Source organism: Thermomonas sp., assembly GCF_025993755.1.
GTDB lineage: Bacteria > Pseudomonadota > Gammaproteobacteria > Xanthomonadales > Xanthomonadaceae > Thermomonas.
The window spans coordinates 1-26,518 of the sequence record NZ_JAMQHN010000032.1 but is presented as its reverse complement, the minus strand read 5'-3'; the positions used below and the strand labels follow the sequence as shown (position 1 = coordinate 26,518).

The 26,518-nt window shown below is 67.6% G+C and carries 24 protein-coding genes and 2 pseudogenes; 5 read left to right on the top strand and 21 right to left on the bottom strand.

What is annotated here, in order from left to right; all coding sequences use genetic code 11:
- The 7 genes and pseudogenes from Q0X16_RS02720 to Q0X16_RS02690 form a co-directional block, all read right to left on the bottom strand.
- A pseudogene (locus Q0X16_RS02720) lies at positions 1-306 on the bottom strand (efflux transporter periplasmic adaptor subunit); the annotation flags it as partial.
- A 105-nt stretch (positions 307-411) separates the two neighbouring features.
- Positions 412-840, bottom strand: coding sequence for a hypothetical protein (locus Q0X16_RS02715; RefSeq protein WP_297830367.1), 429 nt, complete (start codon positions 838-840; stop codon positions 412-414).
- 160 nt (positions 841-1,000) lie between these two features.
- Positions 1,001-2,005, bottom strand: coding sequence for a class I fructose-bisphosphate aldolase (locus Q0X16_RS02710; protein ID WP_297830365.1), 1,005 nt, complete (start codon positions 2,003-2,005; stop codon positions 1,001-1,003).
- Between the two features lie 80 nt (positions 2,006-2,085).
- Complete coding sequence (locus tag Q0X16_RS02705) at positions 2,086-2,754, bottom strand: hypothetical protein (protein WP_297830363.1); 669 nt, start codon at positions 2,752-2,754, stop codon at positions 2,086-2,088.
- A gap of 84 nt (positions 2,755-2,838) precedes the next feature.
- A complete protein-coding gene (gene pyk, locus Q0X16_RS02700; RefSeq protein ID WP_297830369.1) occupies positions 2,839-4,305 on the bottom strand; it encodes a pyruvate kinase in 1,467 nt (488 codons plus the stop codon).
- A 69-nt stretch (positions 4,306-4,374) separates the two neighbouring features.
- Positions 4,375-5,559 (bottom strand): phosphoglycerate kinase, encoded by a 1,185-nt coding sequence (locus tag Q0X16_RS02695; RefSeq protein ID WP_297830361.1) that lies wholly within the window; start codon positions 5,557-5,559, stop codon positions 4,375-4,377.
- A 94-nt stretch (positions 5,560-5,653) separates the two neighbouring features.
- Complete coding sequence (locus Q0X16_RS02690; protein ID WP_297830359.1) at positions 5,654-7,330, bottom strand: sensor domain-containing diguanylate cyclase; 1,677 nt, start codon at positions 7,328-7,330, stop codon at positions 5,654-5,656.
- Positions 7,331-7,431: 101 nt separating this feature from the next.
- On the opposite strand from Q0X16_RS02690, the gene Q0X16_RS02685 reads away from it, so the two are divergent.
- Both Q0X16_RS02685 and fdxA read left to right on the top strand, forming a co-directional pair.
- The gene (locus tag Q0X16_RS02685) at positions 7,432-7,869 is read left to right on the top strand and encodes a hypothetical protein (protein WP_297830358.1); all 438 of its coding nucleotides are present in this window, start codon (positions 7,432-7,434) and stop codon (positions 7,867-7,869) included.
- Positions 7,870-7,932: 63 nt separating this feature from the next.
- On the top strand, positions 7,933-8,259 hold the full coding sequence (gene fdxA, locus Q0X16_RS02680; RefSeq protein WP_297830357.1) for a ferredoxin FdxA: 327 nt from the start codon (positions 7,933-7,935) through the stop codon (positions 8,257-8,259).
- Between the two features lie 82 nt (positions 8,260-8,341).
- Here fdxA and gap read toward each other — a convergent pair whose 3' ends face one another.
- Complete coding sequence (gap, locus tag Q0X16_RS02675; RefSeq protein WP_297830355.1) at positions 8,342-9,346, bottom strand: type I glyceraldehyde-3-phosphate dehydrogenase; 1,005 nt, start codon at positions 9,344-9,346, stop codon at positions 8,342-8,344.
- Between the two features lie 121 nt (positions 9,347-9,467).
- Between gap and Q0X16_RS02670 the strand changes: the two genes are divergently transcribed.
- The gene (locus Q0X16_RS02670) at positions 9,468-10,313 is read left to right on the top strand and encodes a S1/P1 nuclease (RefSeq protein ID WP_297830353.1); all 846 of its coding nucleotides are present in this window, start codon (positions 9,468-9,470) and stop codon (positions 10,311-10,313) included.
- A gap of 72 nt (positions 10,314-10,385) precedes the next feature.
- Here Q0X16_RS02670 and Q0X16_RS02665 read toward each other — a convergent pair whose 3' ends face one another.
- From Q0X16_RS02665 to Q0X16_RS02620, 10 genes are all read right to left on the bottom strand, one after another.
- Positions 10,386-11,720 carry a TonB family protein gene (locus Q0X16_RS02665; RefSeq protein WP_297830351.1) on the bottom strand — a complete coding sequence of 445 codons (1,335 nt, stop codon included), beginning with the start codon at positions 11,718-11,720 and terminating at the stop codon, positions 10,386-10,388.
- Positions 11,707-12,078 carry a BlaI/MecI/CopY family transcriptional regulator gene (locus Q0X16_RS02660; RefSeq protein ID WP_297830349.1) on the bottom strand — a complete coding sequence of 124 codons (372 nt, stop codon included), beginning with the start codon at positions 12,076-12,078 and terminating at the stop codon, positions 11,707-11,709. The genes Q0X16_RS02665 and Q0X16_RS02660 overlap by 14 nt, the downstream gene beginning before the upstream one ends.
- Positions 12,079-12,154: 76 nt before the next feature.
- On the bottom strand, positions 12,155-12,616 hold the full coding sequence (locus Q0X16_RS02655) for a copper chaperone PCu(A)C (protein ID WP_297830347.1): 462 nt from the start codon (positions 12,614-12,616) through the stop codon (positions 12,155-12,157).
- 78 nt (positions 12,617-12,694) lie between these two features.
- Complete coding sequence (locus Q0X16_RS02650) at positions 12,695-14,761, bottom strand: TonB-dependent copper receptor (protein ID WP_297830345.1); 2,067 nt, start codon at positions 14,759-14,761, stop codon at positions 12,695-12,697.
- A gap of 55 nt (positions 14,762-14,816) precedes the next feature.
- On the bottom strand, positions 14,817-15,290 hold the full coding sequence (locus Q0X16_RS02645) for a hypothetical protein (RefSeq protein ID WP_297830343.1): 474 nt from the start codon (positions 15,288-15,290) through the stop codon (positions 14,817-14,819).
- A gap of 272 nt (positions 15,291-15,562) precedes the next feature.
- Positions 15,563-17,707: a TonB-dependent receptor gene (locus Q0X16_RS02640; protein WP_297830341.1), complete on the bottom strand. Its 2,145-nt coding sequence runs from the start codon at positions 17,705-17,707 to the stop codon at positions 15,563-15,565.
- 57 nt (positions 17,708-17,764) lie between these two features.
- Positions 17,765-18,235, bottom strand: coding sequence for a DUF2946 family protein (locus Q0X16_RS02635; protein ID WP_297830339.1), 471 nt, complete (start codon positions 18,233-18,235; stop codon positions 17,765-17,767).
- Between the two features lie 38 nt (positions 18,236-18,273).
- Complete coding sequence (gene tkt / locus Q0X16_RS02630; RefSeq protein ID WP_297830337.1) at positions 18,274-20,262, bottom strand: transketolase; 1,989 nt, start codon at positions 20,260-20,262, stop codon at positions 18,274-18,276.
- A 360-nt stretch (positions 20,263-20,622) separates the two neighbouring features.
- A complete protein-coding gene (locus tag Q0X16_RS02625; protein WP_297830335.1) occupies positions 20,623-21,870 on the bottom strand; it encodes a type II toxin-antitoxin system HipA family toxin in 1,248 nt (415 codons plus the stop codon).
- The gene (locus Q0X16_RS02620) at positions 21,860-22,126 is read right to left on the bottom strand and encodes a helix-turn-helix domain-containing protein (protein WP_297830333.1); all 267 of its coding nucleotides are present in this window, start codon (positions 22,124-22,126) and stop codon (positions 21,860-21,862) included. Before Q0X16_RS02620 ends, Q0X16_RS02625 begins: the two co-directional genes overlap by 11 nt.
- Before the next feature lie 209 nt (positions 22,127-22,335).
- On the opposite strand from Q0X16_RS02620, the gene Q0X16_RS02615 reads away from it, so the two are divergent.
- On the top strand, positions 22,336-22,683 hold the full coding sequence (locus Q0X16_RS02615) for a hypothetical protein (protein WP_297830331.1): 348 nt from the start codon (positions 22,336-22,338) through the stop codon (positions 22,681-22,683).
- A complete protein-coding gene (locus Q0X16_RS02610) occupies positions 22,680-23,078 on the top strand; it encodes a type II toxin-antitoxin system VapC family toxin (protein WP_297830330.1) in 399 nt (132 codons plus the stop codon). The genes Q0X16_RS02615 and Q0X16_RS02610 overlap by 4 nt, the downstream gene beginning before the upstream one ends.
- Before the next feature lie 42 nt (positions 23,079-23,120).
- Here Q0X16_RS02610 and Q0X16_RS02605 read toward each other — a convergent pair whose 3' ends face one another.
- The 3 genes and pseudogenes from Q0X16_RS02605 to Q0X16_RS02595 form a co-directional block, all read right to left on the bottom strand.
- Complete coding sequence (locus Q0X16_RS02605) at positions 23,121-24,431, bottom strand: dicarboxylate/amino acid:cation symporter (protein WP_297830328.1); 1,311 nt, start codon at positions 24,429-24,431, stop codon at positions 23,121-23,123.
- Between the two features lie 49 nt (positions 24,432-24,480).
- Entirely contained in the window at positions 24,481-26,127 is a 1,647-nt protein-coding gene (locus Q0X16_RS02600; protein ID WP_297830325.1) for a BatD family protein, read from the bottom strand.
- Positions 26,124-26,518: pseudogene (locus Q0X16_RS02595) on the bottom strand (hypothetical protein); the annotation flags it as partial. The gene Q0X16_RS02600 and the pseudogene Q0X16_RS02595, both read right to left, overlap by 4 nt.

The window sequence follows — 26,518 nt, the reverse complement described above, 5'->3', positions numbered from 1 at the left end:
CTGCTGGAGTCCGCTGAGGGTCACCAGCGGAGCCCCGCGCACGACCTCCTGGCCGCTGTCGAAATGCACCGCCTCCACGGTTTCGCTGACCTTGGCCGTCACGGTGACAGCCTCATGCGCACGCACCGTGCCCAGCGCCTGCAGCGTGTCGGTCCAGTCCTCTTCCCGAACCACCTGGGCGCCGACCGCCACCGGCGCGTTGCCGCGCCCGCCGTGGCCGCCTTCGCCCTGCCTGCCGCAGGCGGTCAGGCCGAGGCAGCCCAGCAGCAGCACGGCAAACGCAAGATGTGCGGGACGCAAAGCCATGGCCCAACCCGTTCGGCAAGCCGCCGATTCTACGTGCCCGGCGTGAATCCTTCCCGTGCCATCGGTTTGGTCCGGAATCGGGAATCGGAACGTTGCGTCTCGCGGCTACCCCAGCATGACCCAAACCGCCAGCGCCAACAGGCCCAGGACGAGCATCACCCAACGCAGGCTGCCTGGAGCATCGCCCATGGCCACGGTCGGCTTGCGGTCGTTGGCACTGAGTGCGCGCTGCATGGACTGGGCGTGACTGTGCTGGCCATGCCGGTCGGCGGCTGCAGTGGCCGCCTGTGCGATCTTCGTTCCGGCAGCGCGGGCAGCCGGGCCGGAATGGGTGTCGACGAAAGCGACCACGTCCTTCAGGGAGCCCCCGCTGATCTGGCGGGCAAGACGAATTGCAGCCATCTTGTCGCCGCGCGCCAGCGCTTCCATGATCTGCGCCTTCGCCTCTTCGGGTATCGCCATCACAGCCTCCACTTCGTTGCCACGGGCGAGCCGACCGTTGCGTACCCGCTCGACGCACGCTTCGGCAAGCACTGCCTCCTGCCGCACGAAGCCGGATCCGGGCGCGCGGCTTCGACTCTTCCACGGGCCCAAGTTAGCCGAAAACGCGAACGCCGGCACGAAGCCGGCGCGCGTTCAGCGTTGAATCAATGCCAGGGCCTCGCGCGCGAGGCGTGCCCGCACAGGACGCAACCTACCCCTGCCACTGCCCCAGCGCGGCCAGCCCGTTGGCCTTGGCGCGCTCGAACACGGTCTGCTGGGCAGCCGCGTAATTGCCGGCCATGTCGGCCGCCCACAGCTTGAGCGCTGCCTGCTGCATGGCGCGGCCATAGCTGAACGACAGCGGCCAGGGATTGGGCCCCATCCGGTTCATCGCATCCAGGTGGGCGGTGGCATCGTGATCGCTCTGACCACCGGAGAGGAACACGATGCCCGGCAGGATCGCCGGCACCGAAGACTTCAGGCACATCAGGGTGGACTCGGCGACTTCCTCGACGCTGGCCTGCTCGGCGCAGTTCTTTCCGGGCACGACCATCGAGGCCTTGAGGATGGTGCCTTCCAGCATCACGTTGTTGTTGTAGAGCGCGTCGAACAGCGAGCGCAGCACGACCTCGGTCACTTCGTAGCAGGTCTCGATGTCGTGGTCGCCGTCCATCAGCACCTCGGGCTCCACCATCGGCACCAGCCCCTGCTCCTGGCACAGCGCCGCATAGCGCGCCAACGCGTGGCTGTTGGCCTCGATGCAGCTGCCCGAGGGGATGTCCTCGCCGATGTTGATCACCGCGCGCCACTTGGCGAAACGCGCACCCAGCGCGTAGTACTCCTTGAGGCGATCGCGCAGGCCGTCGAGGCCTTCGGTGACCACCTCGCCGGGGAAACCAGCCAGGTTGTGGGTGCCCTTGTCGACCTTGATGCCGGGGATCATGCCGTTGTCGGCCATGTATTTCGCGAACGGCACGCCGTCGCGGGTGGACTGGCGGATGGTTTCGTCGAACAGGATCGCGCCCGACAGGTACTGGCTGGCGTTCGGCGCGGTCAGCAGCAGTTCGCGGTAGGCGCGGCGATTTTCCTCGCTGCACTCGACGCCGACGGCATCGAAGCGCTTCTTGCAGGTGCCGGCAGATTCGTCGATCGCGATGATGCCCTTGCCCGGAGCGACCATGGCGCGGGCGGTTTCCGCGAGTTGTTCGATGCTCATGTGGCCTTCTCAAATGCAAAAGTCGAGTCCGGCCATTATAGGCAACGAACACCCCTCCATCCATCGCATACAGACGAGCGTCAGCGCCGGCCCTGGTTTCCAGAAACGCTGCTGCCGACGCCATTTCCGGAATTTCGCTGATCCCGGGACATCTGGCTTTCGCTCTGCCGCTGCGCCCGATACTGCTGGTCCACGCGATTGACCATCGCCGGATCGATATCCAGGCGATCGTAGATCGGGAATGCTTCCAGCCTGCGGCGGGTCTTCCCGTCCGCGCGAATCTGCACGATATGCAAGGCAAGATCGGAGATCGCGCATTTGCTGCGCAGCTTCGCCACGTCTTTCGCACCGAACAGGAAGGTTGCGACGGTATAGACGGGCTTGGGATTCGTCACCTCCGGCTTCGGGGCGAATTTCCAGCGCGCGAGCGCGTTCGAAGCATCGTTGGCGAACAACGACCAGTACTCTTCCTTCGCCTGACTCGGCTCGTCAGAGCTCCACGACCTGAGCAGGGAAAAATCCGAAGTGGTGCCGTCCTCGTTGAGCAGATAGCCGATCGCGACGCAAACCTCGGCGCCGCTCGATCTATAGATCTCCGGATAGGCAGGCGCAGGCAAGGTGGCTCCGGGCGCCAGGGTCCAATTGTTCGAAATGCCACCTTCGTTGACCACAGGGATCTTGTCGGCCGCCAGCGCACCCGTGCAGAACGTCAGTGCCAGCGAGCAGAAAAGCAAACGCTTGAACATCATGAACCTCCAGAGCAACCGCATGAAGATGGGCTTAGGGTACGACACCCGGGCATCGGAAAGAACCGGCCCCATTCATCACCTGCGTCAGAGCTCCCCCAACCCCGTGGCCTGGCCATCCGGCCCGATCTCCAGCAGCCGCAGGGTATTGGTCGCGCCGCGGGTCTGCATGTGCTCGCCGCTGGTGAAGATCACGCGATCGCCGGGCGCCAGCAGGCCGCCGTCGACCAGCAGCCGGATGCTGCCGCGGGCGGCTTCGCGCGGGGTCTGGCCGCGGCTGTCGTAGTCCATCGGGAACACGTCGCGCATCAGCGCCATCCGCCGACGCGCGCCGCCGTGGTGGGAAAACGCGTAGATCGGCACCGAGGAGCGAAAGCGCGAAAGGTAGCGGGCGGTCCCGCCGCTTTCGGTCATCGCCACCACCGCACGGATGCCGATGTGTTCGCACAGGAACATCGTGGCCATGGCGATGGCCTGATCGGCGCGCTCCAGCCCACGCTCGGCCTGCTCGAAGTCGGTATCGGCGACGAACTGACGTTCGGCAGTGGCGCAGATCCGCGCCATGGCCTCGACTGCGCGCACCGGCCAATGGCCCGCCGCCGATTCCTGCGAGAGCATCACCGCGTCGGTGCCATCGATCACCGCATTGGCCACGTCCAGCACTTCGGCGCGGGTCGGCATCGGGCTGTCGACCATCGACTGCAGCATCTGGGTGGCGGTGATGACCACCTTGTCGCGCGCCACCGCCTCGCGGATGATCTTTTTCTGCAAGCCAGGAAGCTCGGCGTCTCCGACTTCCACGCCCAGGTCGCCGCGCGCCACCATCACCACCTCGCTGGCGTCGATGATCTCGGCCAGATGGTCGATCGCTTCGGCGCGCTCGATCTTTGCCACCAGCGCGGCCTTGCTGCCGTGCTCGCGCGCGATCCGCCGCGCCTCGTGCATGTCATTCGCGGTGCGGCAGAACGAGATGGCGATGAAGTCCACGTCCATCCCGGCGGCCACGGCGATCAGCTCGCGGTCGCGCTCGGTGATCGCGCCCAGCGACAGTCCGCCACCCTGCTTGTTCAGCCCCTTGCGGTTGGACAGCACGCCGTCGTTGAGCACCGTGGTGACGATGCGGTCGCCCTGCACGGATTCGACCCGCAATTGCACCAGGCCGTCGTCCAGCAACAGCACGTCGCCCGCCGCCACGTCGGCCGGAAGCCCGAGATAGCTGACCGCGACCTGATGTTCGTCGCCCGGCGGCGCATCGAGGCTGGCGACCAGATCGAAGCGCTGGCCCGCGCCCAGGTTCACCTTGCCGGAGGCAAACGTCTCGATGCGTATTTTCGGCCCCGGAAGATCGGCGAGGATGCCGACTTCGCGTCCGATCTGCGCTGCCGCCACGCGCACCGCCGCGCCGCGCGCGATCTGCGCCGACGGATCGCCGTGGGAAAAGTTCAGCCGCACCACGTCCACGCCGGCGCGCAGGATGGCCTCCAGAACGTCCGGCGGATCGGTGGCCGGTCCGAGGGTGGCGACGATGCGGGTGTGGCGGCGGCTGACGGGCAGGCTGGAAGAAGTCATGCCCGGCACGTTAACGCAAAACCGGTCGCCTGCGTCGCAGTGGCGGGATCCCGCTCAGGCGGTGGCCGCGCGTGTCTCCAGCGCCACCACCGCCGGCAGGGCCTTGCCTTCGAGGAATTCGAGGAAGGCACCGCCGCCGGTGGAGATGTAGGACACGTCGCCGGCGATGCCGAATTTGTCGACAGCAGCCAGAGTATCGCCACCGCCGGCAATGGAGAATGCGTCGGAAGCGGCGATCGCACGCGCCACCGCCTCGGTGCCGGCGGCGAAGGCGTCGAATTCGAACACGCCGACCGGGCCGTTCCAGACCACGGTACCGGCCCTGGCGATCAACTCCGAATACCGCGCGGCGGTCTGCGGGCCGATGTCGAGGATCATGTCGTCGGCAGCGACCTCGGACACCGGCTTGACCGTGGCCGGCGCGTCGGCGGCGAAGGCCGGCGCGACCACGACATCGGAGGGAATCGGAATCTCGGCGCCACGCGCCTTCGCGTCGGCCAGGATGGTGCGCGCCGTGTCCAGTAGATCCATTTCCACCAGCGATTTGCCGACGCCCTGCCCCTGCGCGGCGAGGAAGGTGTTGGCAATCCCGCCGCCGACGATCAGCTGGTCGACCTTGGCGACCAGGCTGCCCAGCAGTTCGAGCTTGGTCGACACCTTGCTGCCGGCGACGATGGCCAGCAGCGGGCGCGCAGGTGCGGCCAGCGCGCGGTGCAGGGCATCGAGTTCAGCCATCAGCAGCGGGCCGCCGCAGGCGACCGGCGCGAACCGGATCACGCCGTGGGTCGACGCCTGCGCGCGGTGCGCGGTGCCGAAGGCGTCCATCACGAACACGTCGCACAGCGCCGCATACTTCCGCGACAGCGCCTCGTCGTCGGCCTTCTCGCCGACGTTCATGCGGCAGTTCTCCAGCAAGACCAGCGCACCCGGCGCAACCTCGACGCCATCCACCCAGTCCTTGCGCAGCGGAACCTCGCGCCCCAGCAGCTGCGACAGGCGGGCGGCCACCGGCGCCAGCGAATCGGCGGCGCTCCACGTGCCTTCCTTGGGCCGGCCGAGATGCGAGGTTACCAGCACCGTCGCGCCTTTCTCCAGCGCCTGCTTCAGGGTGGGCAACGAAGCCAGGATGCGTTGTTCGGAAGTGATCTGGCCGCGCTCGTCGATCGGCACGTTCAAGTCTTGCCGGATCAGGACCCGCTTGCCGGCAAGGTCGAGGTCGGTCATGCGCAGGATGGCCATGGAGCGGGCTCCGTTCGGTGGGGTGGGCATTGTCGCGTGCGCCACCGGTTGCTTCAAACACGCCTGCCTGCAAAGACGGACCCGGAACGGCGGCTCAGACGCTGGCGCGGTCGCGGCCGGCGCTCTTGGCACGATACAGCGCCTCGTCGGCGCGCTTGAGCAGGGCGTCGATGCCCGCATCGTCCGGCGAACGCGCCGCGACGCCAATGCTGACCGTGAGCCGCCCGCTCGGAGTGTCGTCATGGGAAATATCGGCTTCGCGCACCCGCGTACACACGCGGACCGCCACCTGCATGGCCTGCTGCGGCGAGCAGTCGGGCATCAGTATCGCGAACTCCTCGCCTCCCGGACGCGCCAGCACGTCGCCGGAACGGAACAAGGCGCTGCGCACCGCACCGGCGAAGCGGCGCAAGGCAACGTCGCCCTCGGCGTGGCCGTAGAGATCGTTGTAGTGCTTGAAATGATCGATATCGAGTGCCAGCACGGACAGCGGCTGGCTGTCCGGATCGTCCCAGATTTGCTCGCAGGCCTCGCGAAAGCCCCGGTAGTTCAGGGCTCCGGTCAAGGCATCGGTCTTGCTCTGGCGGCTGAGCTCCGCGACGGCCGCATTGAGCGATTCGGTGCGCTCGGCGATCACCTCCTCGCGTTCCTTGAGCACACGCTGGACCTGCGCGTAAGCGGCGTTCATCCGTTCGCCCAGTTCCCCGATCCCGCGCGCCAGCGGCTGCAGCTCCCCCGGCAGCGCCCGCATCCGCCGCGCATCCATGCGCCCGCCCAGCACGTAGCCGCGCAGGCCCTGCCGCAGGACATCGATGCTGCTGCCGAGCGCGCGCCACTGCATCGCCAGCACGCCCATCACGCCGAGCAGGGTGACGACCAGCAGCGCGGCCAGCAGCAGCATGCGCGGCCACAGCGGGGCAATCAGCCGGGCACGGGGCGCGACCAACGCCAGCACCCAGCCGTTGCGCATGCGCACCGCCTCGACGTAGGCCGGCGCACCATCCTTCAGCAGACCGCGCAGCAGCATCTCACGGGTGGGCAGATCGGCCGTGGCCGCGACCTGCCCGAGCGTGGTTCCGATCGCACCGGCATCGCCCAGCACGCGGTAGCGCAGTCCGTGGCTGGCGAAAACCACCCGGTTGGCGCGATCGAGCAGCAGCAGTTCCCATTGGCTGCGGGCCGCGCTTTCGGCACTTTGCCGCAACAGGCTTTCGACCGGAATCGCCGCCAGCAGGGCGCCCTCGAACCGATGGCCGCGCAGGATCGGTGCGGAAACGCCGATCACCGCGTCCGCGCCATACACCGGACGAAGGTAGACGTTGGTGACATGGGGCCGGAAGCGGTCGCGGGCCATGCTGAACCACTCCTCATCCCCCGCCAGCCCGGCCAGTTTCGGCAAGCTCCTTCCGCGCGCATCGCGGATGGAGACGACATTCCCCTCGGCATCGACCTCCAGCACGCGCAGTATCGACGGGTAGGCATGCAGCAGACCGGCAAGATTGACACCGCTGTCCCCGGAGCTGTCGGCGATGTACTCGGCCTGCAATTTCAAGGCCGCCTGCTGGGATTCGACGAAATCGTCGATCAACCCGGCATTGAGCCGCACGCTGGCGTCCAGACCCGCGGTCAGGCTCTCGTGGTCACGCCGCCACTGGCCGACGAGCAGCGCCGTGCTGAACAGGATGGACGGCAGCAGCGCGGCCAGCACCAGCCCGAAGGCGAGGCGCCGCCGCAGACTCCACCCCCCGTTCCTGTCGTCCGATCCGGCCACGTTGGTCTTCCCGTCACGCGCAGTCGAACGCCATCCGGATTCGATTGACCCAGATCAAGCGATGCCCGGACAGGGCGATGGGCGCGACGTATCCTTTTCCCATGTCCGCATGGTACCCGCTGATCCTGTTGTTGCACCTGTCCTGCGCCATCATTTTCGTCGGCGCCGTGTGCTTCGAGGTGCTGGTGCTGGAATCCTTCCACCGCCAGTTCGACCACGCGATCATGGAACGCATCGAGGCGGCAGTGATGGCCCGGGTGCGGCGCTTCATGCCGGTCGTGGTCGCCCTGCTGTTCCTCAGCGGTTTTGCCCTGTTCGACATCCGCTGCAGCGGCTTCACCTGCCTGGGCACGCCGTTCGGCTGGCTGCTCTCCCTGAAGGTGCTGCTCGCATTCGGCGTGCTGGGGGTGTTCGTCACCGCGATCCGCGCCGGGCTCAAGGGCACCATGGATCCCTGCCGCTTCCGCCACACCCACCGCATCGTGCTGGGGCTGATGGTGGGGATCGTGATCCTTGCCAAGCTCATGTTCTACGCCTGAGTGCCAGCGCGAAGCGGAATGCCGCATCGCTTATAATCCGCAAGCCACCCGCCGTTTGCCGTCATGACCCACGTCGTCACCGAAAACTGCATCAACTGCAAGCACACCGACTGCGTCGAGGTGTGCCCGGTCGACTGTTTCCACGAGGGACCGAATTTCCTCGTGATCGACCCGGAAAGCTGCATCGACTGCACGCTGTGCGTGGCCGAATGCCCGGTCGGGGCGATCTTCGCCGAGGACGACGTCCCCGCGGGTCAGGAGAATTTCCTCGGAATCAACGCCGAGCTGTCGCCGCTGTGGCCGGTGATTACCCACAAGAAGCCGGCGCTGCCGGATGCCGACGAATGGGACGGCAAGCCGGACAAGCTGCCCCTGCTGCAACGCGAATAGCGCGTCACTTTGGCGCCGGCAGAAAGCAAGAGCCCCGCACATGGCGGGGCTCTGCGTTTGTACGGATGGGGCGTTGCGGGGCTTACTTGCCCGCCATCACCTTGACCATTTCCAGGCACTTGTTCGAGTAGCCCCACTCGTTGTCGTACCAGCTCACCAGCTTGACGAAGGTGTCGTCCATGGCGATGCCGGCGTCGGCGTCGAAAATCGAGGTACGCGCATCGCCGCGGAAATCGGTGGCCACCACCTTCTCTTCCGTGTAGCCGAGAATGCCCTTGAGCGCGCCTTCGCTCTGCGCCTTCATCTCCGCCTTGATCTCGGCGTAGGTCGCCGGCTTTTCCAGTTCGACCGTCAGGTCGACCACCGACACGTCCGAGGTCGGCACGCGGAAGCTCATGCCGGTGAGCTTGCCGTTCAGCTCGGGGATCACCTTGCCCACCGCCTTAGCGGCGCCGGTGCTGGACGGGATGATGTTCTCGAGGATACCGCGGCCGCCGCGCCAGTCCTTGTGGGAGGGGCCATCGACGGTCTTCTGGGTCGCGGTCGCCGCGTGGACGGTGGTCATCAGGCCGCGCTTGATGCCCCACTTGTCGTTGAGGATCTTGGCCACCGGCGCCAGGCAGTTGGTGGTGCAGGAGGCGTTGGAGATGATCGCCTCGCCGGCGTACCGGGCGTCGTTGACGCCATAGACGAACATCGGCGTGGCGTCCTTGGACGGGGCCGACATCAGCACCTTGTTCGCTCCGGCGTCGATGTGCTTCTGCGCCTGCTCGGCGGTCAGGAACAACCCGGTGGACTCGATCACCACGTCGGCGCCGACCTCGCCCCACTTGAGGTTGGCCGGATCGCGCTCGGCGGTCAGCCGGATGCGCTTGCCGTTGACCACGAGGTCGCCATCCTCGACTTGAACCTCGCCGCGGAAGCGCCCGTGCACGGAATCGTGCTTGAGCATGTAGGCCAGGTAGTCCGGCTCCAACAGGTCATTGATGCCGACGATCTCGATGTCGTCGCCGAAGTTCTCGACCGCCGCGCGGAACACGCAGCGCCCGATGCGGCCGAAGCCGTTGATGCCGACCTTGATTGCCATCCGGAGCTCCTGAAGAGGGATTACCCGTCGGACAAGACGTCCGAACGCGGGTATTTTAGCCGTTCCCGACCTTGCGGCCACCCCGATGCCCCGGTTTTCCACGCGCCTGTTCATAATCCTCTTGATCTGCATCATTCCGGCTGCAGCATTGGCTTGGTCTGCGCTCGGGCACCAGCTGGTCGGTGCGCTGGCGCAGCGCCTGCTCGATCCCAAGGCGAGCGCCGAGGTCGCCACCCTGCTGGTCGGCGAGCCGGATCCGACTCTGGCCGGCGTCGCCACCTGGGCCGATACCCTGCGCAGCAGCGACCCGGAGCGCTTCCGCCAGACCTCGCGCTGGCATTACATCAATGCCCTCGGCGGCGGCTGCGATTTCGACGTCCAGCGCGACTGCCCCGACGGCAACTGCGCCGTCGCGGCGCTCGAAAACCAGATCCGGATCCTCGGCGACCGCAGCCAGCCGCTGGCCGCCCGCCGCGACGCGCTGAAGTGGGTTGTCCATCTGGTCGGCGACCTGCACCAGCCGCTGCATGCCGGCAACCGGCCGGACGCCGGCGGCAACCGCTTCCAGATCAGCCTGCGCACCGCCATCCAGCCCGAGGACTACGCCCACAACCGCTACGTCGACGGCCTGATGGGGACCAACCTGCATTCCGTCTGGGACTTCTACATCCTTGCCAGTCGCCGTCTGGATCTTGCCCAGTACACCGCCGCGCTGGCGTCCGAGGACAACTCGCCGGCGATCACCACGCAGGCCCGCAGCCTGACCACGCCGCTGCAGTGGGCCGAGGAATCCTGTCGGTTGATCGACGCCAAGGCGATCTACCCGCCAGAGAACAAGCACAAGATGACTTCGTACTACCTGGAGCAGATGCGCCCGCTGGCGGAACGCCGGGTGGAGGTCGCGGCGGTGCGGCTGGCCGACATCCTCAACCGCACCATCGGCAACGGCGCTCCAGTGCATCAGTAAGCGCGGGCGGGCCTCGCCCGCCACGGTTGACACCGGCGACCGTTCGCCTGCCGGTGTCAACGCAAACCGGCCTTACTGCTGGCTCAACCCGGGCGGGCCGCCCAGTGCGAACTCGATCGGCACCCGCACCCTGCTGGCCACCGGCTTGCCGTGTTCGATCGCCGGCAGGAAGGTCCAGCGTGCGGCGGCGGCCAGCGCTGCGCGATCCAGGTCGTCATGGCCGGACGACCGGTCGATCCGCAGCCCCTGCACCCGACCATGGTCGTCGATCGCAACCATCAGGATGACGGTCCCGGCCACGCCCGCCTTGATGGCCTCGGCCGGATACTGCGGGGGATTGAGCTGCCGCGATGCGGCATCGATGCTGCCTTCGGGAAGCCTTTCGTCAGCGGCCATCGGAGGCGGCGGAGGCGGAGGCGGCACCATGCCAGCGTCCATGGCCGGCGGCGGCGGAGGCATCGGTGCGGTCGGCGACGGAGGCGGTGCAGGCGGCGCCGGAGTATCTGCCGACTGGAGCGCCGGCTGGCTGGCCCACGAGGCATAGGCGCCGCCGGACAGCAGGATCGCGAGCAGCGCCATGCCCAGCAGGCTGCGTTTCAGGGTTGGCAAGGGACGAGTGAGCATTTCGATTCTCTCCTTGAGGGGATGGACCTGCCCCCAGTGGCAGCCCACCGGAAGCGTTTGTGACGCGAGTTGGGTCAGCAGCATCGCCTCACCGTAGCAGCGTCGCGCCTGCGGCGCGCGGGCCAGCACGCGGGCATCGCAGGCCAGTTCCTGATCGTGGCGGAACGGGCGCGCCGCAAGGTGGACCAGCGGGTTGAACCAGAACACGCAGCGCAGCGCGACGGCGATGAGATTGGCGTACATGTCGCCGCCGGCGATATGCGCCTGCTCGTGCCGGCGCAGCAGCGCCAGCTGTTCACCGCTGTAGCGGCGATCGCAATCGGCCGGCAGCACGATTCGCGGCCGCAGCACGCCCACGACCGCCGGCAGGCCGGCACTGCCCTGCGCGCGATACAGCCCCTCGCCGCAGGCGCTCAGCGCGCCCAGCCCACGCACGAAGCGGCGCTGCCGATGCAGGAAATAGCCCGCGCCGACAAGGCCGCCCACGCCCCACAGCAACAGCACCCAGAACAGCGGTGGCAGCGCATCCGTCGCGGCCTGCGGCGGCGTTGCGACGACCAGCACGGGGATCGCCTGCCGCACGGCCACCGTCATCGACGACGGCTGGCCCGCGGGCAGCAGCGTCGCCAGCATCGCCAGCGGCACCAGCGCCCACGCCGCATAGGCCAGCCGTGCGCCAAAGGCTTTGCGCAGCAGCCGGCGCAGCGCCAGCACCAGCAGGATCGCGACGCTGGACGCCAGCGCGGCCTGAACCAACGCCTGCAAGGATTCAGCGGGATTCATGGTCGATTCCCTCCAGCAATTTGCGCAGTTCGGCCACGTCCTTGCGACTCAATTTCCGCTGCGCGGAAAAATGCGCGACCAACGGCGCGACGCGGCCGCCGAACAGTCGGTCGATCAGGCTTTCGCTTTCGCCCTGCACCCAGTCCTCGCGCCGCAGCGCGGGCGCATAGAGATAGCGGCGACCCTCTTTCTCGGCGCGAATCGCGCCCTTGTTGAGAAGACGGTTGAGCAGGGTCTTGATCGTCGCCTCCTGCCAGTCCTGGCGTCCGGCCAGCGCGGCCACCACCTCGTCCGCGCCCAGAGGGCTGCGCGTCCAGAGGACTTCCATCACCACCGATTCGGCGTCGCTGATCTGCATTGTTTACACCTGTAATTCATTTGCAGATTACATGCGTAAACACCATTGTCAAGCCCCGGCGATGCGGAAACGCGCTTCAGTGCCTGTGCGCGCCGGCATCCATTGCCCGTACTTCAAAGCTCGCCTTGCGCGCTCCGGCGCGCTCGAACACCAGCGTTGCCTCGAAGTGTTCCCCGGCGACCAGCGGGCGAACCGGACCGATCAGCATCAGGTGATTGCCGCCGGGAGCAAACACCACCCGACCGTGCGCCGGGACGACGATGCCACCTTCGATCCTGCGCATCCGCATCACGCCGTCCTCGTGCACGGTTTGGTGCATTTCAATCCGCTGGGCGATCGCGCTGTCGATGCGCAGCAGCCGGTCGGCCGTATCGCCATCATTGACGACGGTCAGATAGCCCGCCGCCACCGGCGCCACGGCGGGCGTGGCCCGCGCCCAAGTATTTTCGATGCGCAACTCGCCGCCGGCGTTCCCCGCCTGGACACCACCGAACGCCACCAGCGCCAGCGCCAGTGCCCATCCCGTCATCCGCTTCATTTGCCTTCTCCTTGTCATTGGTTGGTCCGATGCCGCACGCGGTGGGACAAGTCCACCACGAACGGCATCATCGCTGCGTCACAGCGTGAAGTTGAGCTTCAGCCAGAGATTGCGCCCCGGCTCGTCGATCCGCACCGGCAGCGCCGGGTAGCCAAAGTCGGCGTTGCCGGCCAGGTTCAGGTGCTCGCTGTAGCGGCGGTCGAACACATTGTCGATGCCGGCGGTGAGCTGCAGCCGCTCGCTGACACGATAGCCGCCATTGAGCGCCAGCGTGACGAAGCCCGCGCTGGGGCCGAGGTCGCGGCCGGCGACGTTGCCCTGCATCGGCGCCACCCGGGTCTGCGCAGCCACCGCGCGCAGCAGCACGCCGGCGTTCCAGCGGCCGTTGTCCCAGGCGGCGGTGAAGCGGCCCTCCAGCGGCGTCATCTGCGGCAACGCGGTGCCGGCATCGGCGTTTTCGCCCCAGGCCCAGGCCACGCTGCCGCCCAGCGTCCAGTCCTTCGTCGGGCGGAATTCGCCGCCGGCTTCGGCACCGTGGATGCGGGCATCGACATTGGTCGCCATCGAGGTGCTGCCCATCATGCCGCCGCTCATGTAGCGGAACAGGATGAAATCCTCGACCCGCCCGAGGTAGCCGGACACCCACGCGCTGCCGCGCGCGCCGTGCCACTGCAGGCCGGCATCGAGCTGGGTGGTCTTCTCGGGCTGCACGCCGACGAAGGCGTTGGCGCTGCCCATCGGCCCGCGATTGGGCGAGAACAGCTCCCAGTAGTCGGGCATGCGCCGGGTGAGGCCCACGCCCGCGAACCAGCCCAAGCCGCTGCCGACGATGTCGCGCTCGTAGCGGAGGAAACCGGCCGGCAGGGTTTCGCTGCGGGTCTGACCGAAGCTGGGATTGACCATCGCCGGGGTGCCGACGATGGCGCGACGGTCGGTGGCTTCGGCACGATCCACGCGCACACCTGCCACCAGCCTCTGCGCATCAGCCAGCGCCCAGGTGCCCTCCGCGAACAGTCCATGCTGGCGGAAGTCGGCATCGCGGGTCCAGGGACGCGTGCGCCAGACATCGCGGCCCATCGCATTGCGGCGCCGGTGTTCGCTGCGCTGCGCATCCACGCCCGCGACCAGCGAGAACGCCTGCCAGCCCCATTCCAGCGCCACCCGGCCGCCGCTGGTGGTGCGCTCGACGTTGGAGCCCATCGGCATCGGCATGCTGCCCATCGGGTTGGGCGTGCGCAGGCTGTAGTTGTCCATCACGTGATCGGCGGCGTTGCGGTAAGCGTTGGCTTCGACCTTGCGCAGGGTGCCGACGAAGGTTTTTTCGAAGCGCAGGCCGAGGCTGTCGCGGCGGAACTGCGAGCCGTCCATGCCGCGGCCGGCATAGCGCGCCCACCCGTCGCCGGCGCCGACGGAGAGCTCCAGCAGGGTATCGGCATCGGGCGTCCAGCCCAGCGCCAGGTCAGCATTCCACTTGTGCCAGGCCGACGGCACGCGCACGCCGTCGCCGTCCTCGTAGTCGCGCGCTTCCGAACGGTTGGCATCCAGCCGCACGTAGCCGCGCGGGGCGCCGGCCAGCAGCTCCAGCACCTGGTCGTTGCGGCCGAAGCTGCCGCCGAGCAGGCTGCCCTGGACGCGCAGTTCGCGCTGCTCGAAGCGCGGCGTGTCGCGTTCGAAGCGGACCGTGCCGGCCGAGCCCACCGGCCCCCACTGCACGGTCTGCGGGCCCTTCACCACCACCAGCGCATCGAAGGTTTCGGGGGCGACGTAGGACATCGCGTTGTCCATCCGCGACGGACAGGCGCCGGGCATGCTGCCGGCGTTGGTCAGCAGGTTCAGGCGCGAACCGAACATGCCGCGCAGCACCGGGTCGCCGTTGGTGCCACCGTTGCGCAGCGCGGTGAAGCCGGGGATGGTCTTGAGGTAATCGGCGCCGTCGCTGGCCGGCACCGGCTGGCGCGGCAGCTTCGGGTCGGTCTCGAAGGTCAGCGGCTGGGTCTGCATGCCGATGACCACCACGCGGTCGAGGGTTTTCGCGTCGTCCTCGCCGTCGGCGGCAAGTGCGGACACGGGGAACAGGGCGAGCGCAAGCGCGCAGGCAAGCGCACGGCGCGACGGCGCGGCCGTCGCGGAACGAAGGGAATTCATGTTGGCTCCAAAGCACAAGTGGGATGGCGGAAGTCCGCCGGTGGACGCTTGTGGTTCAGAGCTGGAGCGGCGGCCCCCTTGCCCCCAGGCCGCGTAGCTGCGGCAGGGGATGCGCAACCTGCGGCGTCCATGCCGCCAGCGGCACGCACGGGCGCAGCGGCAGCAGGACCACCAATAGGAGCAGGACCGGCGCCAGCGATGCCAGCAGCGGGCAATAGCCGCAGACGTCGCCCGGACCGCCCATCGGCATTGGCATCGGCATCGGTGCGGGCGATTGGCCGGCGTCGGCCGCGTGATGGTGCATCGCCATCGGCATGCCCACGTCGGGCGCGTGATGGTGCGCCGCCATCGAGGCCAGGTGCATGTCCGCGGCGGCGCCGTGCGCCATCATGCCAGCGGTCGCCATGCCCGCATCGACATGCCACATTGCAGCGGCGGGCGCCGTGTCCGCGCGGGCGCTTTCCAGCCAGCGATTCACGGTGGGCATCGCCAGCATCAACAAGAGGGCCACCAGCGCGAGGCGGGCCATCCGGGCGTGGAAACAGGGCGAGCGCAAGATCACCGTGCCGGTAATGTTATGACCGCACGCGCACCGCGATACTGACCTCGATCAATTTTTCGACAGTGATGCCGAAGTGCGCGAACAGCGCACCCGCCGTCCGCATGGACGCCCCGGGGTACCACGAGCGCCAGCGCCCATCCCTCATCCGCTTCATTCGCCTTTTCCTCGATCGATTTCCCGGTCGTTGGTCGCCGCTCATGGCGCCGGCCGGTGCCACGCACGTCGCGCATCGTGCTCGCTCAGAACCTCATGCGCAGGCCCAGGGACAGCGTTCGCGGCGCACCCGGTTGCAGGATGGCATCGCCCACGCCGGCGTAATCGCGCACGCTGAGGGTGCCGACGTACCTGCGATCCGCCAGGTTGCGCAGCTCGGCAAACACATCCCAGCGCTCGCCGGACATGCCGACGCGCAGCCCGATCAGGCCGTAGGCGCCGATCCGGTAGGTGTTGCCGAAATCGGCGTAGCGCGGGCCGACGACATCGAAGGTCGGGCCGAAGAAGAAGCCGGCGTCGTTGCGGTACAGCAGCTCACCGCGCAGCGCGTAACGCGGCGCGGCGGGCAGCCGGTTGTCACCGTAGACCGGATCGTCATCGAAGGAGAACGCATTCCAGGTGACGCTGACCAGCGGTTCGATCCGGTGCGCGCCGCCTGCAAACGGGATGCTGGCGCCGATCAGGGCTTCGAGGCCGGCGTGGACGGTGCGCGGCACGTTGGCGGACAGGCTGGTACCCGGCGCCGCGGGATCGTCGATGGACAGGATCTCGTCGCGGATCCGCGCGTAATACAGCGACGCCTCCCAGCGCCAGCCGACCACGTCCGCAGACGCCGCCCGGGAACCGCGCAGACCGACCTCGACGACACCACCGTGCATGGCGTCGAGGGTGGCGTTGCCACCGCGCACATCGTCCTGGAGCTCGAACGTGGTGGGCGCTTCGTACAGCCGGCTGATGCTGGCGTAGGCTTCGTTGCCGCTGCCCAGCGCGCGAATCACGCCAAGGCGTGGATTGAAGGACGCGTAATCGGCCTTGGGGTTGCTCAGGACGCCGGTAGCCACCTTCAGGCTGCGCACATCGCGGCGGGTCAACACGCCCTGCGCGCCGTAGACCAGGGTCCAGTCGGCGTCGATCTTCCAGCGGTCCACGAGGAACAGCTCGGCGCTGCGGGAACGGTAGTCGAGGGCGTCGGTCAGGCCGTTGCGGTGGCCGCCGTCGTTGCGGTAGTTGCCGCCTTCAAGATGGGTGTCGGCCAGGTTGATGCCGGCCAGCACGTCGTGGTTTCCGATCTGGACGCTGTAGCGCAGCATCCCGGCCAGTGTGCGCTGGTCGCTGTTGATGAGCAGGCTGAACACTTCCACCGGCGGCATCGGGCCCGGGCCGTCGAAGTCCACCATCACCTTGTCCACGATCGGGTGGTAGAGGTTCTGCGTTTCCCAGGACAGGCCGAATTCGAGGCGGCTGCGCTCGTCAATGCGCCATTCGCCCTTGGCGGCCAGCCGGCGGGTCCGCACGTTCAGCTGGAAATTGCCGGAGACTGCGGACGGGTTGGCCTGGCTCGGGTCGGCGTTGAACTGGGCCAGGGTGAGCGCACCCGGCAATTCCTGACGGTTGTCGACATGGCTGGCGAACACGCGCAGGTCAAGGTTCTCCGATGCCTGCCAGCCGGCGTTGGCGTACACGCCCCAGCGCTCCTGACGGCTGTGCTCGCGCCAACCGTCGCGCTGCCGGCCCTCGACCGTCAGCATTCCGTCCAGAGCATCGCTCACGCCGCCCACGCTGGCGCGCGCATTGAACGTTCCGGCGCTGCCGCCTTCGAGGAAGATCTGCCCGGCGTTGCCATCGCGCGCGGTCGCGGACTGGAAGTCGATGGCGCCACCCAGCGTGCTGGCGCCATAGGTCAGGGCGTTGGCTCCGTGGGCCACGACGATCCGCCGTGCCGCCATCGGGTCGGGAAAGCGATTGTGGTTGTTGCCGTCGGCCGTTGTCACCGGCAGGCCGTCCTGGAACAGCTTGACGCCGTTGTTGTCGTAGTCGGTTGCGTCCAGGTTGGAACCGCGGCTGGTGATGAACAGGGCATCACCGCCGCTGCCACTGACGGCCCACACGCCGGGGACGTAGCGCAGCGTATCGGCCAGGTTGTCGACCGCACGCTGGTACAAGGTTTCGCCATCGACAAGGCTGACCGCGCCGGGCGTCTGTGCGCGTTCGGTATCGGCCGCATCGCGGGTCCCCAGCACCTGGACCCGGCCCAGCGTGATGACCTGCGGATCGTCATCGGCAGTATCGTGATCGGCAGCAGCAGCGGCAAGGGGAAGCAGTACGAGCGCAAGCGCGCAGGCAAGCGCGCGACGCGACGGGCGCGTCGCCGCGAAATGGGAGGTAGACATGTGAACTCCAAATCACAAGAAGGCGAGGCAAGGCCCCGCACGGGAAAATGCTTGTGTTCAGAGCAGGATCGGCGGCCCTCGCGCACCCAGGCCGCGCAGCAGCGGTTGCCCTCGGGGAGGACGCCGCGTCAGCTGCGGACGCGGAACGTCGGGCCGCAGCGGCAGCAGGACGACCAGCGCAATCAGGATCGGTGCCAGCGACGCCAGCAGCGGGCAGTAGGCGCATACATCGCCATCGCCCATTGGCATGGGCATCGGCGATTGCCCGGCGTCGATGGCATGGTGATGTGCGGCCCCAGGTCGGTCTGCATCCGACGCCAGGGTGTGCATCGCCATGCCCGCGCCATCATCGGCCATGTCCATCGCCGCCCGTTCGCCGGCGGCCATCATCGCCATGTGCGACACCATGCCGGCCTGGCTGCCGTCCACCCAGCGGCTGACGGTTGGCACCACGGCCAGCAGCAACGCCGCCGCCAGCGCGAGGCGGGTCATCCAGTGCAACAGACGCGGGGAACGCAAAGCCAGCATGGACGGCAAGGCGGTTTTGCTGCGAACGATTCTTGTTCCTATTCTAGTGTGGAAACAGCCGCAATCAATGCCTCGACGGTGATCCCGAAGTGCGCGAACAGCGCATCCGCCGGCGCGCTGGCGCCGAAGCTGTCGATGCCGATCACCGCGCCGTCCAGCCCCACGTATTTGCGCCAGAAATCGGTGACGCCGGCCTCGATGGCAACACGCCTGCGGCACGCCTTCGGCAGCACGGCCTCGCGCCAGGCGGCATCCTGGCGATCGAACACGCTGGTGCAGGGCATCGACACCACCCGCACGCCCTCGCCCAGCTGCGCCGCCGCCTGCATCGCCAGACCGACTTCGCTGCCGGTCGCTATCAGGATCAACTCCGGCGCGCCCACGCTGTCCTTCAGCACGTAGCCGCCGCGCGCGATAGCCGCGACCTGCGCCGCGTCGCGCGATTGGTGCGGCAGATTCTGGCGGCTGAACACCAAGCAGCTCGGGCCGTCCGCGCGCTCGATCGCGCACTTCCACGCCACCGCCGACTCCACCGCGTCGCAGGGGCGCCACACGTCGTTGTCCGGAATGTAGCGCAGCGCGGCCAGATGCTCGACAGGTTGGTGGGTGGGACCGTCCTCGCCCAGCCCGATCGAATCGTGGGTATAGACGTGGATCGCGTGCGCCCGCATCAGCGCGCTCATCCTCACCGCGTTGCGGGCGTAGTCGGAGAACACCAGGAAGGTGGCGTCGAACGGCAGGAAACCGCCGTGCAGCGCCAGCCCGTTGCTCATCGCGGTCATGCCGAACTCGCGCACGCCGGAATGGATGTAGTTGGCGCCCGCATCGTCCGTCGTCACCGGCGTGCTGGCCTTCCACAGCGTCAGGTTGGAATGCGCGAGGTCGGCGGAGGCACCGATCAGTTCCGGCAGCAGCGGCGCGAACGCCTCGATCGCCATCTGCGAGGCCTTGCGCGAGGCGACCACCGGCCCTTCGGCCTGCAACTTCGCGATGAAGGCATCGGCGGCGGCATCGAAGCCTTGCGGCAGATCGCCCGCCATGCGCCGCTCGAACTCGGCAGCGGCTTCGGGATGCGCGGCCTTGTAGGCGGCGAAGCGCGCATGCCAGCCCGCCTCGTCGGCAGCACGGTCGCGCGCGCGCCAACCGGCGTAGATTTCCGCTGGAATCTCGAACGGCGCATGTGGCCAGTCAAGCGCCGCGCGCGTCAGCGCGATCTCGTCCTGCCCCAGCGGCGCGCCGTGCGAGGACTCCTTGCCGGCCTTGTGCGGCGACCCGAAACCAATCGTGGTGCGGCAGCAGATCAGCGTCGGCCGGTCGGTGCAGGCCAATGCGGCCTCGATGCCGGCCTTGATCGACGCCGCATCGTGTCCGTCCACGCCGCGCACCACGTTCCAGCCGTAGGCCTCGAAACGCTTGGGCGTGTCGTCGGTGAACCAGCCGTCGGTGTCGCCGTCGATGCTGATGCGGTTGTCGTCCCAGAACGCGACCAGCTTGTCCAGGCGCAGCGTTCCGGCCAGCGACGCCGCCTCGTGGCTGATGCCTTCCATCAGGCAGCCGTCACCGAGGAAGACCCAGGTGCGGTGATCGACGATGGCGTGCTCCTTGCGATTGAAGCGCCGCGCCAGCAATTTTTCCGCCAGCGCGAACCCGACCGCGTTGGCCAGCCCCTGCCCCAGCGGCCCGGTCGTCGTCTCCACGCCCGGACAGACGTGATTTTCCGGATGTCCCGGCGTCTTGCTGCCGAGCTGGCGGAACTGCTTCAGGTCGTCGATGGACACGGCATACCCGCTCAGATGCAGCAGCGCGTACTGCAGCATCGAGCCGTGCCCGTTGGACAGAATGAAACGGTCGCGGTCATGCCAGCCCGGATCGGCCGGATTGAACTTCAGGTAATCGTTCCACAGCACCTCGGCGATGTCGGCCATGCCCATCGGCATGCCCGGATGGCCCGAGTTGGCGGCCTGCACCGCATCGATGGCGAGGAAACGAATGGCGTTGGCGAGGTCGCGGCGGCTGGGCGCGGTCATGGCGGGCAATACGGGGGATGAACGCCTATTGTCCCACTCCGCGCGGGTCGGTGTCGCGGTGGCGATCTCATCCACCGCAGAGCCTCGATTTAAGGATCCGCCAGAGCGCCTTGGGGCCGCTTAGCGACCAGTCGCAGTCAGGTACAGCGCGCAAATCGCCCACCCCACCAGACCTACGGGAGCAGCTACAAACAAAGACGCCCAAACAGAGACCCCGTATTCGCCACCGTGAAACATCATTAGTCCAATCACCAATGGGATAGTTGCACCGAATGCTAGCTGGGTGCTGAGCCAGGCATCCACCGGCTGGCAACGGCTCGAGCTTCATTGCAACGAGCACTACAGCGCGGCAAAACCGAATCACCGCCCCACGAACACCTGCGTCGCCGCAATCGCCTGCCTGCCGGCCTCCCATTCGGTGGCCATGCGCTCCCGGAAATCGCCTTCCAGCCGCGCGCCGTGCGCTTGCCACGTCTCCGACATCGCCGTGCCGATGCGCTCCAGCACCTGCTCCGGGCGGCGCACGCGGCAGATCGTCCGTCCGAACTCCAGCAGGTCGCCGCGCGACGGGAAGTTGCGGTGTTTCGCGCCGGAAAAAAGTTTGAGCGCCAGCGTTCTATCCACCCGCTGCTCGCCCGTGCGCCAGTTCAGATACGGGTAGGCCGTGGTCGTCACCACGTCGTACAGGGGGGCAAGCAGTCGGCTTCCCGTCACCGGGTCGTCGTAGGTCAGGCCGAAATTCTTCAGGTGCGCATCGCCATTGCGCACCATCGCGCAGAATGCCAGATACTCGAAGAACGCCGCCAGGTTCGCAGACGCATCGGTGCCGGTCAGCGCCACGATGAAGCGCGTGATCGCCTCGTAGCTTTCCGTGTACTTGTAGTTGCCTTGCGGGTCGCGCGTCTTGCCCATCAGCACCGACATGTCCTCGAATCCGCGCCGCGCGGGCGTCAGGTCGAAGCGGCGCATGATGAACAGGCTGCCGTCGTCGGACAGCCAGAACTCCGGCACCGTCAGACCGGCACGGCGTGCGGCATCCATGCACAGGAATTCGTTGCGCGCGAGCTGTTCGTACTCACCGCCGCCGGATTTCACGATCAGGTCGGAATGCACCAGCGTGGCGCGGTCGGCGGGCAGTCCCGCCAGCCTGTCCGCATCCGGCAGCATCACCTTCGGTTGCACGCCGGAAATGCCGGAATCGAAGTAGGCGTCCACCAGAAACTCGAACAGTTCGCGCGATGCACGCTCGGTCCGCAACTGCGTCAATCCAATGCGGGGCACCTGCTCCTGCCGCTGCTCTCCCGGCACCGCGAATTGCAGGCGACCGATCTGTTGACGGCCGGTGATGGCCAACAGGCGCATGTCGTCGATGCGCTCGTGCTTGGCCATCCGCCGGACGATCATGTCGTACAGATAGCCTTCCGGCAGGTTCATCGCAAACACCGGCGGCAGCGGATTGCCGGCGTAGCTCTGCGCGCGGATCGGCATCGTCAGCGACACCTCGCCGCGCCGATCCGTGGTCGCATAGTTGAAGACGTATTGCGACTCGCGATGCAGATCGCCCGCAAGACCCAGCGGTGTGGTGACGTGCAGTCGCTTAATCTTCATCCGGCGCATCCAGCAGGCTGGACAATTGGTCGGGATCGGGGCGTGCGTCCATCAGCCTCAGCCCTTTTCCCAAGGCGCTCAATGCCGCGAACAAGGTCTGCACGGACACGTTTCGGCCCGCCTCCAGATCCACGATGGTCTGCCGGCGATAGCCCGCAGACTCGGCCAACGCCCGCTGGGTCAGGCCGAGCGCGCGGCGCTCCGCCCGCAGGGCGCGGCCCAACTCGCGCGGGTTGAATGAAGTTTGATTCGACATGTCCGCTATTTCATTCAATTTACCCTGTTTTATGAAAATAGTTCGATATTACGGACATTGCAAGTGCAGGGCACGCCGCAGCCAGCGCGTCGGCAATGTATCGAATCGAGCCTCGCGCCGAACTTGCCCCACCCGCTGCGGCAAACCCTCACACAGCAACGCGGCAAACCCCGATTCCGTGGCGATGCGGCACACCGCAAGCTGCATCCATGCCTGCCACCCACCTCGCCACCGCCTGCGCTGCCGTGCCGGCCATTGCCAATGGAACCGAAATGGTTGTATACTGGTTTCAACGCACGGGAGGCGTCCGCATGCCCACCACCCTCACCCTGAAGAACATCCCCGATGCGGTGTATGCGCGGCTCAAGTCCACGGCCGCGCGGCATCGGCGCAGCTTGAACAGCGAGGCGATCGTGTGCCTGGAAACGGCGCTGGCGCCCGGCGGCATCGCGCCCGAGGAGCGCCTCGCGCGGGCGCGGGCGCTGCGCGCCGGGTTGCGGCCCGGTGTCTTCGGCGCAAGCACGCTCGATCAGTTGAAGCGCGAGGGCCGCGCGTGATCGTGGTGGACTCCAACGTGCTGGCGTATCTGTACCTGCCGGGGGAGTTCACCGAGGCGGCGGAACGGCTGCTCGAAGACGACCCGGACTGGCACGTGCCACTCCTGTGGCGCAGCGAGTTCCGCAACATCCTGGCCGGCTGCCTGCGGCGCGACCTGCTGGAGTTCGAGCAGGCGCAGGCGATTCAGCACGAGGCGGAAGCGCTGCTCGACGGCGCGGAGCATGTGCCGGAGTCACGGCAGGTGCTGGAGCGGGTGCGCGACAGCGAGTGTTCGGCTTACGACTGCGAGTTCATCGCACTGGCGGCGGCACTGGGAACGCAACTGGTCACGATGGATCACCGACTGCTCAAGGCATTTCCAACCCTCGCTCGCCCGCTGGGAACGGCCTGCTGACCGCGCGCGCCTCGGTTCACAGTTCGATTCACCCCAGACGGATCAGGCGGTCGCGGCCGGCTCCGGCTCCGGCGCGTCGGCCGGCTCGCCCTTGGACACCACCGCCGCCAGCATCAAGTCGCCGGTGACGTTGAGCGTGGTGCGGCACATGTCGAGGAAGCGATCGACCCCGAGGATCAGGCCGATCCCCTCCGGCGGCACCCCGACCATGCCGCAGATCAGCGCCACCACCGGCAGCGAGCCGGCCGGCACGCCGGCGGTGCCGATGCCACCGAGGATGCACACGAACATCACCGTCAGCTGCTGCTGCAGGTTCAGATCGACGCCGAAGAACTGCGCGAGGAACAGCACGGTCACGCCCTCGAACAGCGCGGTGCCGTTCTGGTTCGCAGTCGCCCCCACGGTCAGCACGAAGCGCGAAATCCGCCGCGGCAGGTGCAGCTGCTCCTCGGCGACCCGCAGCGACACCGGCAGGGTGGCGTTGCTGGATGCCGTGGAAAACGCCATCACCATGGCTTCCTGCACGCCCTTGAAGAAGCGCGCCGGCGACCAGCCGCCGAGGAACCGCAGCATCAGCGAATACACCACGACGAGATGGAGAGCCAGCGCCAGCACCACCACCCCGACGTAGGCGCCGAGCGAGCGCAGCAGGTCCCAGCCGAACAGGGCGGCGAGGTTGAACATGAAGCAGAACACCGCGTACGGCGCCAGCGAGATGACCAGCTCGATCAGCTTCATCGACACTTCGAACAGGCCCTGGATGCCGCGCAGCAGCGCCTCGGTGGCCTCGGTGCGCACCAGTACCAGCCCGATCCCCAGCATCAGCGCGAAGAACATCACCGCGAGAATGGTGTTGTTGGCCGCGGCCGCCACCACGTTGTCGGGCACGACGCTCAGCAGCATGTCCAGGCCCCTGGGCTGCTCGCCAGCCCCGCTCACGATCGCCTGCGCACGCTCCGCGCTTTGCGCCAGCATCGAGCGCGCCACCTCGGGATCGACGCCACCGCCCGGATGCAGCCAGTTGACCAACGTCAATCCGAGCACGACGGCGATTCCGGAGGCAACGATGGTGTACGCCAGCGTCTTCCACCCCACCCGGCCCAGCGAACGCACGTCGCCCATTTCGGCCACGCCGATGATCAGCGCCGAGAACAGCAGCGGGATCACCAGCATGAAAATCAGCCGCAGGAACAGCGTGCCGACCGGCTGGGTGACGTACTCGGTCAGGTTCTGCACCCAGCCCGCCTCCGCGCCCGACAGGTAGTGCGCAAGCAAACCGAGGCCGAGGCCGGCGAGGAAGCCGATCAGCATCTTCCAGTGCAGCGCCAGCTGTCCGCGTTTGCCCTCGGCCATCGAACCACCTCCTCCAGTGCAAGGGGGCGAGCTTAACAAACGCACACACTCACATCGGATAAAGCGGCGGCAGCAGATCGGAACGGGATGAAGCCGGCTTTTGCCAGCGCGCGCCAGCGGCGAACGCGGCGCGCAGGGCACGACGCGCATCGTCAGCGCTGCCGTCACCCCAGAGCGCGGACTGCAGCAACGCAACGGCGCTGCGCTGCGACGCGTCATCCAGCCGCGCGAGCACGCCTTCCAGATCGTCCGCCTGCAAGTTCGCCTGCCGGGTCAGGGCGAGGGAAATCTGCGCGAAATCGCCCTTGTCCAAGGCCTTGGCCAGCGGCGCCGGCAACGGCCGATCCTGACCGCCCGATGCGCTTGCCAGACGCCGACTCCAAAGGCAGATTCCCAGCGATACCAGCAACAAGACACCCACCAGGCTCGCCGCGATCGCCCACCGTCCAGGCACCCCCGCAGTCGATGGCGATGACCGCTCGCCACCATTCGCCGCGGCATTCGCTGCCGCGGCATTCGCGCCACCCGCTGGCGCCCCCTTCGCCCCGCCGCCCAACGCCCCGCTCGCAGATGCCACATCGAGCTGCAGCGGCGGCAATTGCGTCGTTCGCGCCACGCCCGCGGTCGCATCCCACCAGGACACGCTCGGCCCGGGAATCGTGAGCGGGCCGCTTTGTCCGGGCACCAGCGAGAAAGTGCGCCGCACGGTCGCGCGCAGCTTGCCGTCGATCACCTGCGTATCCGCTTGCGCGGGATCGGCGAACACCTGCGCCCCTGCCACGCCCTCCAGCTCCAGCGGCGGCAGCTGGACGTCGGTGGCGCCTTCAGCCGTCATCCCGATCTCGATCTGCACCGCTTCGCCGGCGCGCGCGCGCGCCGGCTTGCGCAGATAGCGCAAACTCAGACCGCGCAGCGGCAGCCAGGGCTGGCCCGCAGCCGCCGGGATCGGACGCACCTCGATCCGCCGCGCGGGCGCGGCCACCGACACGTCCTGCCGATCGCCGCCGCCGAACAGGGAGCTGAACACGTCGCTGTCGCGCAGGCCGTTGAAGCGCGCCCCGGGAACGGTCAAGACCCCACTGCGTTCGGGGATCAGCAGATAGTGTCGCTCGACGACGCGATAGCGCCGGCCGTCGAGATCCCGGGTGTAGCGCCGATCCTCGCCAATCTGCTGGAGCGTGGCACCATCCGGCGGATCCTGCGTCAACTCGCCGGACTGCAAGGGCAATGCGTAATTCAGTCGAACCGTCACACCCACCGATTGCTGCACGTAGGGATGGTCGTCGTCCACTTCGGTTTCGACGAACAGATCCGAACTCGCGTTCGCCGACTGCGCCGCCGGCGGGCGCACCACCAGCCGCAGCGGCTCGGTCGTCGCGGCGCCGACCCGCAGAGGCGGAATGGTGATCACGCCGGGCGCGCGCGGGCGCAGGCCGACCGCAAGCAGGGTGCGGGACCGGCTGCGTCCGTTCGTCCACTCCAGGCTGCGGCGCAGGGTCTGGCCGGCAATGTCGAACTGTTTTTCCAGCGGCGCGTAATCGGCGGCATCGACCGATTGATCGGTTTCGATGTTGAGCGCGACGGTTTCGCCGAAGTTGATTTCATTGCGATCCAGCCATGCGCGCGTCTGCGCGTGGACCGGCAGCGCCAGGCAAGCCAGCAACAGCCACAGCCCGACCCGCGACGCCCGCATCATTGCGTCTCTCCGCTGCGGCGCTGCGCCTCGCGCAGGAACCGCGCGCGCAGCAGCGCGCCGGGATCGTCCAGGACCCGTTGCAACCAGGCTTGGTTGCTCAACCGCCGCTCGCGCTGCTCCGGGGTTTCCCGGGCGTTTTCCGCATCCGTCGGGCGCTGGTCCGCTGCCTGCCGACGCCCCCGCAGAGCCTCCTGCATCCGCTGGCGCTGCGCCGCATTGGCACGCTGCTGCGCCTGGGGGTCCTCTGGGCGGATCTGGCGCGGCCCCCCCGCTCCGGACGACCGCGCGGGACTCTGCTGTTGCTGTTGCTGTTGCTGTTGCTGTTGCTGTTGCTGTTGCTGTTGCTGTTGCTGTTGCTGTTGCTGTTGCTGTTGCTGTTGCTGTTGCTGTT

What these genes read in the sequence shown, in the direction of transcription:
- Q0X16_RS02710 (WP_297830365.1), bottom strand. Translation starts at nt 2,005, where the DNA reads ATGAGCATCGAACAACTCGCGGAAACCGCCCGCGCCATGGTCGCTCCG.
- Q0X16_RS02705 (WP_297830363.1), bottom strand. Translation starts at nt 2,754, where the DNA reads ATGATGTTCAAGCGTTTGCTTTTCTGCTCGCTGGCACTGACGTTCTGC.
- Q0X16_RS02695 (WP_297830361.1), bottom strand. Translation starts at nt 5,559, where the DNA reads ATGGCCATCCTGCGCATGACCGACCTCGACCTTGCCGGCAAGCGGGTC.
- Q0X16_RS02685 (WP_297830358.1), top strand. Translation starts at nt 7,432, where the DNA reads ATGTCCGCATGGTACCCGCTGATCCTGTTGTTGCACCTGTCCTGCGCC.
- fdxA (WP_297830357.1), top strand. Translation starts at nt 7,933, where the DNA reads ATGACCCACGTCGTCACCGAAAACTGCATCAACTGCAAGCACACCGAC.
- gap (WP_297830355.1), bottom strand. Translation starts at nt 9,346, where the DNA reads ATGGCAATCAAGGTCGGCATCAACGGCTTCGGCCGCATCGGGCGCTGC.
- Q0X16_RS02665 (WP_297830351.1), bottom strand. Translation starts at nt 11,720, where the DNA reads ATGAATCCCGCTGAATCCTTGCAGGCGTTGGTTCAGGCCGCGCTGGCG.
- Q0X16_RS02660 (WP_297830349.1), bottom strand. Translation starts at nt 12,078, where the DNA reads ATGCAGATCAGCGACGCCGAATCGGTGGTGATGGAAGTCCTCTGGACG.
- Q0X16_RS02655 (WP_297830347.1), bottom strand. Translation starts at nt 12,616, where the DNA reads ATGAAGCGGATGACGGGATGGGCACTGGCGCTGGCGCTGGTGGCGTTC.
- Q0X16_RS02650 (WP_297830345.1), bottom strand. Translation starts at nt 14,761, where the DNA reads ATGAATTCCCTTCGTTCCGCGACGGCCGCGCCGTCGCGCCGTGCGCTT.
- Q0X16_RS02645 (WP_297830343.1), bottom strand. Translation starts at nt 15,290, where the DNA reads ATGGCCCGCCTCGCGCTGGTGGCCCTCTTGTTGATGCTGGCGATGCCC.
- Q0X16_RS02640 (WP_297830341.1), bottom strand. Translation starts at nt 17,707, where the DNA reads ATGTCTACCTCCCATTTCGCGGCGACGCGCCCGTCGCGTCGCGCGCTT.
- Q0X16_RS02635 (WP_297830339.1), bottom strand. Translation starts at nt 18,235, where the DNA reads ATGCTGGCTTTGCGTTCCCCGCGTCTGTTGCACTGGATGACCCGCCTC.
- tkt (WP_297830337.1), bottom strand. Translation starts at nt 20,262, where the DNA reads ATGACCGCGCCCAGCCGCCGCGACCTCGCCAACGCCATTCGTTTCCTC.
- Q0X16_RS02625 (WP_297830335.1), bottom strand. Translation starts at nt 21,870, where the DNA reads ATGAAGATTAAGCGACTGCACGTCACCACACCGCTGGGTCTTGCGGGC.
- Q0X16_RS02620 (WP_297830333.1), bottom strand. Translation starts at nt 22,126, where the DNA reads ATGTCGAATCAAACTTCATTCAACCCGCGCGAGTTGGGCCGCGCCCTG.
- Q0X16_RS02615 (WP_297830331.1), top strand. Translation starts at nt 22,336, where the DNA reads ATGCCTGCCACCCACCTCGCCACCGCCTGCGCTGCCGTGCCGGCCATT.
- Q0X16_RS02605 (WP_297830328.1), bottom strand. Translation starts at nt 24,431, where the DNA reads ATGGCCGAGGGCAAACGCGGACAGCTGGCGCTGCACTGGAAGATGCTG.
- Q0X16_RS02600 (WP_297830325.1), bottom strand. Translation starts at nt 26,127, where the DNA reads ATGATGCGGGCGTCGCGGGTCGGGCTGTGGCTGTTGCTGGCTTGCCTG.